The sequence below is a fragment of the Arthrobacter sp. HS15c genome (assembly GCF_040812005.1).
Lineage (GTDB): Bacteria > Actinomycetota > Actinomycetes > Actinomycetales > Micrococcaceae > Arthrobacter.
Map to the genome: position 1 here is coordinate 87,251 of NZ_JBFOHM010000002.1, position 12,073 is coordinate 99,323.

Sequence of the window (12,073 nt, forward strand, 5' to 3'; positions counted from 1 at the left end):
GCGGAGCCCGGAGGAACCTAGAAGGAGTGCTCGGGTCCGGGAAACTGGCCTGAGCGGACGTCGTCGCCGTAAGCCTTCGCCGCATCGCTGAGCGTGCCGCGGAGGTCCGCGTACTGTTTGACGAACTTCGCCATCCTGCCGCCACGGAGGCCGGCCATGTCCTGCCACACGAGCACCTGCCCGGTGGTCTCCTTGCCGGCGCCGATGCCGACGGTGGGGACACTGACGGCAGCGTCGACGGCGGCAGCTGTCCCTGCAGGAACCATTTCCATCAGGATGCTGAACGCGCCCGCATCCGCCAGCGCCACGGCGTCGTCAATCAGCCTCTGGGCGTCGTCGCCGCGGCCTTGGACGCGGTACCCGCCCAGCGCGTGTTCGCTCTGCGGCGTGAAACCGATATGCGCCATCACGGGGATCCCGGCCTGGACCATGGCCCGTACCGTTTCGGCGTAGAACGCGCCGCCTTCGATTTTCACCGCGTGCGCGAGGCCCTCCTTCAGGAAGCGGACGCCGGTAGCCACGGCCTGCTGCGCGGACACTTCGTAGCTGCCGAACGGGAGGTCCGCCACGACCAGGGCCCGCTTCGCGGACCGTGCCACGGCGCGGCACAGCGGAAGGAGTTCGTCGACGGTGACGGGCAGGCTGGTCTCGTTGCCGAAGACGTTGTTGGACGCGGAATCGCCCACCAGCAGCACCTCGATGCCTGCCTGGTCGAAGATCTCCGCTGTGTACTGTTCATACGCGGTCAGCATGGCGAACTTTGTGCCGTCGCGCTTGGCCTGCTGGAGGTGGTGGATGCGGACCCTGGGGGCAGGCTTGGGAGCGGCGTCCGACGACGGCGCCTGCGCCGGGGTGGGCCCGGTTCCGTACGGTGCGGGTACTTCAGCGGACGCGCGAGAGTCAGAGCTATTGCTTGAGGCCATGGCAAGAGCGTAGTGCGGCAGCCGCCGTCCTAGCTACCGGCCGGTGGCGCCGGACAGGTGATTCGCGTCATATTGGTCCGCCCCGCGGGCCGCCTGCAGCCGACCCGTCCGGCGCCGCTGCCGTTCCTGTGGTGTAAACGCTGTGTTACGCGGGGCGCAGGCTCCCGCATCGGCGGCAATTGCTTAGTAAAGTGTTTGTGAACTGCTGCCGGCTTCCTGAACTGCGGACCCGGGGCATGGACGTTGACCGGAGAAGAGGCCATCATGGACCGCCAGCAAGAGTTTGTCCTGCGCACTATCGAAGAGCGCGACGTACGGTTTGTACGCCTGTGGTTCACCGACGTCGTGGGTTCACTCAAATCGGTGGCGCTTGCCCCCGCCGAGGTTGAAGGTGCTTTTGAGGAGGGCCTGGGCTTTGACGGCTCCGCCATCGAGGGCCTCGCCCGCGTGTTCGAATCCGACATGCTGGCCCAGCCGGACCCCTCCACGTTCCAGATCCTGCCGTGGCGCGGCGAGACCGAACAGACGTCCAGGATGTTCTGCGACATCCTGACCCCGGACGGCGAACCGTCCGCCGCGGACCCCCGCAACGTCCTCAAGCGCACCCTGGCCAAGGCCGCCGACATGGGCTTCACCTGCTACACCCACCCGGAGATCGAGTTCTACCTCCTCAAGTCCCAGGAACCGGGCCCGGACGGCGCGCCGGTACCCGTTGACGAAGGCGGCTACTTCGACCACGTGCCCGGCGGCGTGGCACAGGACTTCCGGCGTACCGCCGTGACCATGCTTGAATCCGTGGGCATCTCCGTGGAGTTCAGCCACCACGAAGCCGGTCCCGGCCAGAACGAAATCGACCTCCGGTACGCGGACGCGCTCCAGACGGCGGACAACATCATGACGTTCCGCACCGTGATCAAGGAAGTTGCCCTCCAGCAGGGCACGTACGCCACGTTTATGCCCAAGCCCTTCACGGCCCACCCCGGCTCCGGCATGCACACCCACTTCTCGCTGTTCGAGGGTGACACCAATGCGTTTTATGAAGCGGGCACCGAATTCCAGCTGTCCACCACAGCGCGGCAGTTCATCGCCGGCATCCTCAAGCACGCCCCCGAATTCACGGCGGTGACCAACCAGTTCGTCAACTCCTACAAGCGCCTCTGGGGCGGCGGGGAAGCCCCCAGCTACCTCAGCTGGGGCCACAACAACCGTTCGGCCCTGGTCCGGGTCCCGCTGTACAAGCCCGGCAAGGGCCAGTCCGCCCGGATCGAATACCGGGGCATTGACTCCGCCGCGAACCCCTACCTGGCGTACGCGGTCCTGCTGGGGGCCGGCCTGAAGGGGATCGAAGAGGGTTACGACCTGCCCGCGGCCGCCGAGGACGACGTCTGGTCGCTGAGCTCCGCCGAGCGCCGTGCCATGGGCCACGACCCCCTGCCCGCCAGCCTCCACGACGCCATCCGTTCCATGGAGGAGTCCGAGCTGATGCCGCAGATCCTCGGCGAGCAGGTGTTCGAACACTTCCTGCGCAACAAGCGTGCCGAATGGCAGGACTACCGGCTCCAGGTGACGCCCTACGAGCTGCAGCGCAACCTCGGCATCCTCTAGGCTGCGGCGGTGAGCCTTGCCCGCCGCCTGATCTCGGCCGGCTTCAGCGACCTGGAGAAGGGCGAGCGGTTCCTCGCTGCCCGGGAACTGCACGGCCTGGACCAGGACAAACTGTTCGCCGGCCTGCAGATGGCGGCGAACCCGGACACTGCCCTGCAGTCCCTGGTCCGGCTGATCGAAAAGCATCCGGCGCTCCGGGAGCTTGCGGCGGCCGATCCGGAGACCAGCGAGCCGCTGTACCGGGTCCTGGGTGCTTCCGAAGCCCTGGGTGAGTTCCTTATCCGGCATCCGGAGCACCTCGATGCCTTTGACGTCAGGGCAAGTCCGGAACCGCTGCAGGCGGATCCGGACCAGCTCCGGGCCGCCCTGCTGAAATCCGTCCAGGCGGATCCCCGGTCGGCGAGGCCGGTCGCGGGAGTCACCGGAACGGAAGCGTACGTTTCCCTACGTACCGCCTACCGCCGCGGTGTGGTGGACCTGGCCGTTAAGGACCTGTGCGCCGCCGACCCGCTGGACTTCATGCCCGCCGTCGGGGCCGAGCTGGCTGACCTGGCCGGTGCCGCCGTGGAAGCTGCCCTGGCGGTGTCGCGCGCCGAGGCGGCCGAGCAGTTCGGCGCAGCCGACGTCGCGGACGTCGGCCTTGCCGTCATCGGGATGGGCAAGTGCGGCGCCCGCGAACTGAACTACATTTCCGACGTCGACGTGATCTACGTGATCGACTCCGCCGAGCTCGATGATGCGCGGGCCAACACCATCGGCACCGCCCTCGCCAGCGGCATCTCGCGGGCCATTTCGTCGATCGCCCGCGAGCCGGGGCTGTGGGAAGTGGACGCGAACCTGCGCCCGGAAGGCAAGTCCGGGCCCCTGGTGCGGACGCTGCCGTCGCACGAAAGCTACTACGCCCGCTGGGCGGAAAGCTGGGAGTTCCAGGCGCTCCTGAAGGCCCGCACCATCGCCGGCGACATGGCACTGGGCCGCCGCTACGAAGAGGCCATCGCGCCGCTGATCTGGAATTCCGCAGGACGCGAAGGGTTTGTGGAGTCGGTGCAGGCCATGCGGCGCCGGGTTACGGAACACATTCCGGCCGCCGAGGAACAACGGCAGATCAAACTCGGGCGCGGCGGGCTCCGTGATGTCGAGTTCACGGTCCAGCTGCTGCAGCTGGTCCACGGCAAGTCCGACGAATCCCTCCGGCGCAAGGACACCACGTCCGCCATCGCCGCACTCTCGGCCGGCGGCTACATCGGCCGGTCCGACGCCGCCGGATTCGACCACGCCTACCGGTACCTGCGGCTCCTCGAGCACCGGATCCAGTTGTTCCAGCTCCGGCGGACCCACCTCATGCCAGTCACCGACGCAGCGCTGCGCGCCCTCGCCAAGGCCGTGCTCGGACCGTTCTCCAACGAACGGCCGCACCCGGACGCCCTGCTGTCCGCCTGGCAGAAGACCAAACGCTCGGTACGGGAACTGCACGAACGCATCTTCTACCGGCCGCTGCTCAACACCGCAGCCAAGCTCAGCAGCGAAGACGCCAGGCTCACCCCCGAGGCCGCCCAGGGCCGGCTTGCCGCGCTGGGCTACGGAGACCCGCAGGGCGCCATGCGCCACATCGAGGCGCTCACCGCCGGGGTCAGCCGGCGGGCCGCGCTGCAGCGGCAGCTGCTGCCCATCCTGCTGGACTGGCTCGCCGAAGGCGTTGATCCCGACGCCGGCCTGCTCGCCTTCCGCCGCGTCAGCGAAACCCTGGGCACCACCCACTGGTACCTCGGCATGCTGCGTGACTCCACGGCCGCGGCCGAACGGCTGTGCCACGTCCTGTCCAACTCCAGGCTGATCTCGGACCTGCTGGAGGTGTCGCCCGAATCGGTGGCATGGCTGGGCCAGGACAAGGAGCTCGCACCGATCAGCTTCGAAGCCCAGTGGCAGGAAATCACCTCCAAGATGTCACGCCATTCAGACCCGGAAAACGCCATGCGCCTCATCCGGCTGATCAGGCGGCGGGAGATCCTCAGGATCGCCATCGCGGACTCCGCCGGGCTGCTGGGCCAGGACCAGGTGGGAGCCGCCCTGGCGGACACGGACCGCGCCGCCGTACTCGGGGCCCTGCGCGTGGCCGAAGGCCTGGTGTCCGCCAAGGAGCCGCTGAAGACCGCGGTGCTGATCGTGGCCATGGGCCGCCAGGGCGGGCGCGAGATCGGCTACGGCTCCGACGCCGACGTGATGTACGTGCACCGGGCATTGCCGGGCTACACGGAGGAGGAGGCCCAGGCCCAGGCGGCCAGGATTGTCACCAAGGTCTCCAGCCTCCTCACCCAGCCGCTGAAGCCGGCCATCATGGCCGAACGGGTCCTCCAGGTCGATGCCGACCTGCGGCCGGAGGGGAAAAACGGCGCGATGGTCCGGTCGCTGGATTCCTTCGCGGAGTACTACCGCCGCTGGTCCCTGATCTGGGAAGCGCAGGCGCTGCTCCGGGCCCGGCCAATGGCCGGCGACGACGGGCTCGCCAGGGACTTCCTGGAGCTGATCGACCCCATCCGGTACCCGGAAACGATCTCCGAACAGGACGTCCGGGAAGTCCGCCGCGTCAAGGCGCGGGTGGAATCGGAGCGGCTGCCGCGCGGGGCCGATCCCGCCCGCCACCTGAAACTGGGACGCGGGGGCCTGAGCGACGTCGAATGGCTGGTCCAGCTGATCCAGCTCCAGCACGCGGGCAAACATCCGGAGCTGCGCACCACCTCCACCGTGGAGGCCCTCGACGCGGCGGCAGCCCTGCAGCTCCTGGAGAAGCGTGATGCCGAGCTGCTGGCCGCCGCGTGGCGCCTGGCCAGCAGGATCAGGTCCGCCAACGTCATCTGGAGCGGCCGGGCATCAGACCTGCTGCCGTCGTCGCGGCGCGACCTCGAAGCGGTCGCCCGCTGGTGCGGGTACGAACCCGGCCAGGCCGGCGCCCTCGAGGAGGACTACCTCCGCCTGAGCAGGCGCGCCCGCGCCGTCTTCGAAAAGGTCTTCTACGGCCACTAGCAGGCCTGGGCTGGCCGGCCGGGCCGGCTGACACCCTCGGCGGCCCGGTGCTACCTTGGGCCCATGGCTAAGCAAATCTACCTCAACCTGCCCGTAAAGGATTTGAAGAGGTCGGTGGACTTCTTCACCGCCCTCGGCTTCTCCTTCAACCCGGACTACACCGACGAAAACGCCACCTGCATGATCATCAACGACGACGCCTTTGTCATGCTGCTCGTGGAAGGCTTCTTCAAGACCTTTACCTCCAAGGACGTGGCCGATGCCACCGCTTCCACGGAGGCGATCCTGGCCTTTTCCGTGGACAGCAGGGACGCTGTGGACGAAACCGTACGCAAAGCCCTCGCCGCCGGCGGCACCCCGTCCCAGGAAGTGCAGGACTACGGCTTTATGTATAACCACAGCTTCCAGGATCCTGACGGACACCTTTGGGAGGTCATGTGGATGGACCCTGCAGGCCCGCCGGCAGACGGCAGCCCGGCCGGGGGCGCCGAAGCGCCAGCCAGCTGAGCGGCGTGGAGCAGTCAGTCTGGCTGATTGCCCTTGACGACCTTGGACCGGACGCATGCGCCATCCAGCTCGGCGCGGTTGCCCTGTTGGAACTGGCGCCGGGACAGTCAGACTTCGTCGGCGATCCGCTGCGGATGGCACTGGCCGGTCTCGCGGAGCAGAAGCGGCGGCCGTATGTCATCGAGGCCGGCGGGGAGGCAGTGGGCGTGCTGACACTTCAGGCAGGCGCCGCCAGGCTGGCAGGCTGGCCAGACGACGATTCCGCGTGGCTCCTGCGGGGCTTCCTCATCGACCGGCGGCGGCAGGGCACGGGATTGGGCCGGCTCGCGGCGGCAGCGGCCGTGGAAGCCGCCGCGAAACTGACGGCAAGGCACTCAAGCGGCGAGGCCGGCGTCGTACTTTCAGTCAACGAGCGTAACCCGGCAGGGCTGGCCGCCTACGGAAAGGCCGGGTTTGTGGACCGGGGACAGTATCTCGGTGGCAGTTCCGGGCCGCAGCGGACCATGTTCTGCAGCTTCACACAGGATCAGCCCGGCGGTTTGCCATTGCCTCGGGCGCCACATTGACAGATCATGTGGATTGGCGGTGTTCTTCAAACCTTGTTGGGGGGAAGGCTTGAAAAGTCTTCGTCTCGGGGAGCACATGCCAGGGGGCTGGCTCCCGGTCTCAGCACGTCTGGAGTCAGCCTCCACCTTTGGCCACAAAAAGTCCGCCCGGGCCGCCAGCGTAAGAGCTGGCGGCCCGGGCGGACCTGTGTGGACTGAAAGGTGTTCAGCCGACGATAATGCTAGACGCCGTAGTAGAGCTCGAACTCGTACGGGTTCGGGCGCAGCGAGAGCGGCTTGATTTCGTTCTCGTACTTGTACTCGATCCAGGTGTCGATCAGGTCCTGGGTGAAGACGCCGCCGGCCTGCAGGAACTCGTTGTCCTCGGCCAGTGCCGTCAGGGCCTCCTCGAGCGTGCCCGGAGCCTTGGGGATGTCCTTGGCTTCCTCGGCAGGGAGCTCGTAGAGGTCCTTGTCGATGGGAGCCGGGGGTTCGATGCGGTTGCGGATGCCGTCAATGCCGGCCATCAGCTGGGCAGCGAATGCCAGGTACGGGTTGGAGGAGGGGTCCGGTGCGCGGAACTCGATGCGCTTGGCCTTGGGGTTGGAACCCGTGATCGGGATGCGGATACCGGCGGAGCGGTTGCCCTGCGAGTAAACCATGTTCACGGGGGCTTCGAAGCCCTTGACCAGGCGGCGGTAGGAGTTGACCGTCGGGTTGGTGAATGCCAGCACTGCGGAGGAGTGCTTCAGCAGGCCACCGATGTACCAGCGGGCGGTGTCGGACAGGCCGGCGTAGCCCTTCTCGTCGTAGAACAGCGGCTCGCCGTTGGTCCACAGCGACTGGTGGCAGTGCATGCCCGAGCCGTTGTCACCGAAGACCGGTTTCGGCATGAACGTCACGGACTTGCCCCAGGCGTCGGCCGTGTTCTTGATGACGTACTTGAACTTCTGCAGGTCATCAGCGGCGTGGGTCAGAGTGGTGAACTTGTAGTTGATTTCAGCCTGGCCGGCGGAGCCGACTTCGTGGTGGCTGCGCTCAACCTCAAGGCCGGCCTCGTCCAGGGCAACACACATGGCGTCGCGCAGGTCGGCCTGCTTGTCGGTGGGGGAGACCGGGAAGTAACCGCCCTTGACGGGGGTCTTGTAGCCCAGGTTTCCGCCTTCTTCCTGGCGGCCGGTGTTCCAGTGAGCTTCTTCGGAGTCGATCTTGTAGAAGCTGCCCTGCGGTGAGGACTCGTACTGGACGTTGTCGAAGACGAAGAACTCGGCCTCAGGTGCGAAGAACGCGGTGTCGGCGATGCCAGTGGATGCGAGGTAGGCTTCAGCCTTCTCAGCAACGCCACGCGGGTCGCGGTGGTACGGGTCGCCGGTGCGCGGGTTCACGATGGAGAAGTTCAGCGCCAGCGTCTTTTCCATGCGGAAGGTGTCCAGGAATGCGGTGGTGACGTCCGGGATCAGCTGCATGTCAGACTCGGCGATGCCCTGGAAGCCGCGGATGGAAGATCCGTCGAAGAGCTGGCCGTTGACGAAGAAGTCTGCGTCAACGCTCTTGGCCGGCACGTTGAAGTGCTGCTGGACGCCCGGGAGGTCGGTGAAGCGGATATCGACGAATTTAATATCTTCGTCCTTGATGAACTTGAGGACTTCGTCCGCATTCTTGAACATCTATGCTCCTAACGCATATGTAATATCTGGCTGCAAGCCATCTGATCCAGCGCAATCCGAAAGGCAGGGAAACGCAGTTTCCCTGCTCAGTGGAATTGCTTGAAACTGCACCCAGCCTATGGACACGGCATTTCCCGTCCATGTCCACATTGTTTCGGGCAGGTTACAGAATGCCCTGATATAGCAACGCTATCCCGTGTCCATACTGTGGTCTAACGGGTTCCACAGTATGAACGTTGGTGAGTCGGTAAGCTTGGACGGTGGTAGATCGCAAAGACATTGGCTCCTGGCTCAGCGGACCGGATACATCGGGTATTTCCAAATACCCGGGGGAGCGGCTCGGGTTGCCCGAGTCCGGTCCCGGCTCCATTGCACGGGCAGGGCGGCGCATTGTGGCGATCATGGTGGACTGGGGGATTGCCCTGCTGATCAGCAACCTGGCGTTCGGCGGCGATTCCTGGGCCAACCTGGCCGTGTTTGCGGCAGAGCAGATCCTGCTTGTGGGCACACTTGGCTACAGCATCGGCCACCGGCTCGTGGGAATCCACGTGGTGCGCCTGGGCGGTGGCCCGGCAGGTCCGCTGGCAGCCGTGGTGCGGGCGCTGCTCCTGTGCCTGGTGATTCCGGCCGTCATCTTCGATCCTGACCACCGCGGCCTTCACGACAAGGCAATGAACACGGTCCTGATCCGGCGATAGCCGAACGTACCCTAGACCCCCGCCGTTTCCTTCGCGTCGGCGCGTGGGCGGGCGCCCTCGGTGAGGTAGCCGCGCTTTCCGGCCCAGCGTTCAAAGGCGAACGGGAAGACGGCTGATACGCCGGCAAAAAACGCCACTCCGAACGGCCAGCGCTGGATCCGCCACAGCGCGAGTGCAGCAAGTCCGTAGCCGACGAAGAGCGCACCGTGGATGGGTCCGGCGATCTCCACACCCAGCTCGGTTGTCTTGGCGATCCACTTGAAATACATGCCGGTCAGCAGCGCCGCCCAGCTGAAGGCCTCGGCGACCGCGAGGATCCGGAAAGCGCGGATGACGACGGTTTTCAGCGGCATGTTCATTGATTTCCAATCTCTGTGTTGGTGGCGGCCAGGCGCCCAAATGAAAACCGTCCCGGTGCCGGCCTGGGCCGGAACCGGGACGGCTCCATGTGTCCTAGCGTCCGCGGTTGGGACGCGCTTTGTAGGGGTCGATGCCCTTGGGGATAGGGAGGCCCTTGCCCAGAGAGGAAATCCGCTTGGACACGGCGTTGACCTCAAGCTTGGTGAGTTCCTTTTTCAGCTTGCCCATGTTCTTGGCCACCTGGCTGATGGGGACCTGGCCCTCGCCGCGGCCGCTCTCGATCACGTGGACCGTGACGTTCGGCAGGATCCGTGCGAGGCGCTTGCGCTCGGCTTCAACCAGCGGCTTGACCCGGTGGCTGGGGCCCTCGCTGACCAGGACAACGCCCGGGCGGCCGATGGCGCGGAACACGGCGTCCTGGGTGCGGGGGTTCACCGCGACGGGCTGGTCCTCGGTGATCCAGCCGCGCTTCAGTGTGCCCAAAGCCGCGCCGGAGGCACCCGGCTGGTTTTCGATCTGGGCAAAGGCTGCCCGTTCTGCGCGCCGGGACAGGATGAGGGTTGCCCCGAGCAGGCCCAGCGGAATGCCGATGATCAGGCCGGTAATCCAGTTGTCCAGCCAGAAGCCCACCAGGAAGCTGACGGCCACAACGCCCAGGAACACCAGCAGCATCAGCCACGGGACCATGGGGTCGTGGCGGCGGGTCATGTTGAAGACTTCGCCGATCTGCTTGAGCCGGCTGGGCTTCTTGACCTTCGCTTCTTTTGGCTTGCGCGAGAAGAGGCCACGCTTCGGGGCGTCTGAGGCCGCCGGAGTGGAGTTGCTGGAATCAGGGGATTTCGCCATAGTGCCTTAATTCTACGTGATTTATGCCTGAGGGCCGGACGCCGGATAACACCCGGTGCCGGCCCTCAGGCACTCCAGCTGTGTGGTCAGGAATGCGTTGCGAGCAGCGAGCTGGCTTCCTGGCGGGTGGTGCCTGAAGACTCGATGTGCGCGAGTTCGGCGGGGATTTCCCAGCCCTTCTTGCGCATTGCGGTGGCCCAGAGGCGTCCGGCACGGTAGGAGGAGCGGACCAGCGGTCCTGACATAACACCGAGGAATCCGATCTCGTCGGCCTCGTTCTGGAGGTCCACGAATTCCTGCGGCTTGACCCAGCGGTCCACCGGGAGGTGGCGTTCGGAGGGGCGCAGGTACTGGGTAATGGTGATCAGGTCGCAGCCCGCCTCGTGCAGGTCCCGGAGCGCCTCGGAGATTTCCTCACGGGTTTCGCCCATGCCCAGGATCAGGTTGGACTTGGTCACCATGCCCAGGTTCCGGCCCTGGGTGATGACGTCCAGGGAGCGGTCGTAGCGGAAGGCCGGACGGATGCGCTTGAAGATCCGCGGCACGGTTTCGACGTTGTGCGCGAAGACCTCAGGTTTGGAATCGCAGATCGCCTCGATGTGCTCGGGCTTGCCGGAGAAGTCAGGGATCAGGAGCTCGACGCCGGTACCCGGGTTGAGCTCGTGGATCTTGCGGACCGTCTCGGCATAGAGCCAGACACCCTCGTCGGCGAGGTCGTCGCGGGCCACACCCGTAACGGTGGCGTAGCGCAGCTGCATCGCCTGGACGGAGCGGGCCACCTTGGTGGGTTCGAACATGTCCACGGGGGAGGGCTTGCCCGTATCGATCTGGCAGAAGTCGCAACGGCGCGTGCACTCGGAACCGCCGATGAGGAAGGTGGCTTCCTTGTCTTCCCAGCATTCGAAGATGTTGGGGCAGCCGGCCTCTTCACACACCGTGTGGAGGCCTTCCTTTTTGACCAGGTTCTTGAGCTGGACGAATTCCGGGCCCATCTGGACCTTGGCCTTGATCCAATCCGGCTTGCGCTCCACCGGAGTGGCCGCATTTCGCTGCTCAATGCGCAGCATCTTCCGGCCTTCTGGTGCCAGTGTCACAGTAGAGCTCCTTCGGGGCTTGATACGAGTGCTTCTTCGTGCTTGCGGAATTCTTCCGCGAGCCGGTCCGCGATATCGCCGGGGGCGATGTTTTTGCCGGCTTCGATGGACATCGTGGTGACGCCGGCGTCGGTGATGCCGCAGGCAATGATCTGGGCATAGGGTGCCAGATCATTGTTGCAGTTGATGGCGATCCCGTGCATTGTGACCCCGTCCAGGACGCGGATCCCGATGGCGGCGATCTTCCGGTCCGGGCCCTTGCCGTCAGCCTTGATCCACACCCCGGCGCGTCCCTTGATGCGCTCAGCCTTGATGCCGTAGTCAGCTATGACGGCGATCATGACGGCTTCGAGCCGTTCCACGTAGTCGCGGATGCCTGACCTGTTCTTCAGCTTGAGGATTGGATAGGCGATCAGCTGGCCTGGGCCGTGCCAGGTGAGTTTGCCGCCGCGGTCCACTGCCACGACGGGCGTGCCGTCCATCGGGCGCTCGTGTTCTTCGGTGAGTTTGCCGGCAGTGTAGACAGCGGCGTGTTCAAGGATGAGGACTGTGCTGGGCGCCTCGGCAGCGACTACTTTGTCATGGAGTTCGCGCTGGCGGTCCCAGCCCAACATGTAATCAACGAAATCCGGTGCAAGACCCAGCGTGGAAAACTCAAGAGTCATGGCATCCAGCTTAGACCCCGGCCAGCGCTGCTCCCGATTTAGTGTCCAAGCTCTCATCGCCGCAGCACGCAGGTGCTGGCCCGGTCCGGCTCCCGCCTGTGGATAACTTCTGCGGCGCCGGCCGGATTCCGCTAGACATAAG

At 65.7% G+C, this 12,073-nt stretch carries 11 protein-coding genes; 5 read left to right on the forward strand and 6 right to left on the reverse strand.

Annotated features, from left to right (window positions below; translation table 11 throughout):
* Positions 1-17 precede the first annotated feature (17 nt).
* A complete protein-coding gene (gene panB, locus ABV518_RS03440) occupies positions 18-923 on the reverse strand; it encodes a 3-methyl-2-oxobutanoate hydroxymethyltransferase (RefSeq protein ID WP_367765406.1) in 906 nt (301 codons plus the stop codon).
* Between the two features lie 264 nt (positions 924-1,187).
* Between panB and glnA (ABV518_RS03445) the strand changes: the two genes are divergently transcribed.
* From glnA (ABV518_RS03445) to ABV518_RS03460, 4 genes are all read left to right on the forward strand, one after another.
* Positions 1,188-2,528: a type I glutamate--ammonia ligase gene (gene glnA, locus ABV518_RS03445; protein ID WP_310164672.1), complete on the forward strand. Its 1,341-nt coding sequence runs from the start codon at positions 1,188-1,190 to the stop codon at positions 2,526-2,528.
* 9 nt (positions 2,529-2,537) lie between these two features.
* Positions 2,538-5,549 (forward strand): bifunctional [glutamine synthetase] adenylyltransferase/[glutamine synthetase]-adenylyl-L-tyrosine phosphorylase, encoded by a 3,012-nt coding sequence (locus ABV518_RS03450; RefSeq protein WP_367765407.1) that lies wholly within the window; start codon positions 2,538-2,540, stop codon positions 5,547-5,549.
* A 63-nt stretch (positions 5,550-5,612) separates the two neighbouring features.
* Complete coding sequence (locus tag ABV518_RS03455) at positions 5,613-6,056, forward strand: VOC family protein (RefSeq protein ID WP_367765408.1); 444 nt, start codon at positions 5,613-5,615, stop codon at positions 6,054-6,056.
* A 5-nt stretch (positions 6,057-6,061) separates the two neighbouring features.
* Complete coding sequence (locus ABV518_RS03460; RefSeq protein WP_367765409.1) at positions 6,062-6,622, forward strand: GNAT family N-acetyltransferase; 561 nt, start codon at positions 6,062-6,064, stop codon at positions 6,620-6,622.
* 221 nt (positions 6,623-6,843) lie between these two features.
* Here the strand turns inward: ABV518_RS03460 and glnA (ABV518_RS03465) are convergent, their stop codons facing one another.
* On the reverse strand, positions 6,844-8,268 hold the full coding sequence (glnA, locus tag ABV518_RS03465; RefSeq protein ID WP_131134232.1) for a type I glutamate--ammonia ligase: 1,425 nt from the start codon (positions 8,266-8,268) through the stop codon (positions 6,844-6,846).
* Positions 8,269-8,528: 260 nt separating this feature from the next.
* Between glnA (ABV518_RS03465) and ABV518_RS03470 the strand changes: the two genes are divergently transcribed.
* Positions 8,529-8,966 carry an RDD family protein gene (locus ABV518_RS03470; protein ID WP_367765411.1) on the forward strand — a complete coding sequence of 146 codons (438 nt, stop codon included), beginning with the start codon at positions 8,529-8,531 and terminating at the stop codon, positions 8,964-8,966.
* An 11-nt stretch (positions 8,967-8,977) separates the two neighbouring features.
* On the opposite strand, the gene ABV518_RS03475 is transcribed toward ABV518_RS03470, so the two are convergent.
* The 4 genes from ABV518_RS03475 to lipB form a co-directional block, all read right to left on the reverse strand.
* Positions 8,978-9,319, reverse strand: coding sequence for a DUF3817 domain-containing protein (locus tag ABV518_RS03475; RefSeq protein WP_367765412.1), 342 nt, complete (start codon positions 9,317-9,319; stop codon positions 8,978-8,980).
* Between the two features lie 100 nt (positions 9,320-9,419).
* On the reverse strand, positions 9,420-10,172 hold the full coding sequence (locus ABV518_RS03480; protein WP_367765413.1) for a DUF4191 domain-containing protein: 753 nt from the start codon (positions 10,170-10,172) through the stop codon (positions 9,420-9,422).
* Between the two features lie 86 nt (positions 10,173-10,258).
* A complete protein-coding gene (lipA, locus tag ABV518_RS03485) occupies positions 10,259-11,266 on the reverse strand; it encodes a lipoyl synthase (RefSeq protein WP_367765415.1) in 1,008 nt (335 codons plus the stop codon).
* A complete protein-coding gene (gene lipB, locus ABV518_RS03490; protein WP_367765416.1) occupies positions 11,263-11,931 on the reverse strand; it encodes a lipoyl(octanoyl) transferase LipB in 669 nt (222 codons plus the stop codon). Before lipB ends, lipA begins: the two co-directional genes overlap by 4 nt.
* Positions 11,932-12,073: the final 142 nt, after the last annotated feature.

Excerpts from the sequence above, each read along its gene's own strand:
- ABV518_RS03475 (WP_367765412.1), bottom strand. The coding sequence starts at position 9,319 with ATGCCGCTGAAAACCGTCGTCATCCGCGCTTTCCGGATCCTCGCGGTC.
- glnA (WP_131134232.1), bottom strand. The coding sequence starts at position 8,268 with ATGTTCAAGAATGCGGACGAAGTCCTCAAGTTCATCAAGGACGAAGAT.
- ABV518_RS03455 (WP_367765408.1), top strand. The coding sequence starts at position 5,613 with ATGGCTAAGCAAATCTACCTCAACCTGCCCGTAAAGGATTTGAAGAGG.
- glnA (WP_310164672.1), top strand. The coding sequence starts at position 1,188 with ATGGACCGCCAGCAAGAGTTTGTCCTGCGCACTATCGAAGAGCGCGAC.
- panB (WP_367765406.1), bottom strand. The coding sequence starts at position 923 with ATGGCCTCAAGCAATAGCTCTGACTCTCGCGCGTCCGCTGAAGTACCC.
- lipB (WP_367765416.1), bottom strand. The coding sequence starts at position 11,931 with ATGACTCTTGAGTTTTCCACGCTGGGTCTTGCACCGGATTTCGTTGAT.
- ABV518_RS03480 (WP_367765413.1), bottom strand. The coding sequence starts at position 10,172 with ATGGCGAAATCCCCTGATTCCAGCAACTCCACTCCGGCGGCCTCAGAC.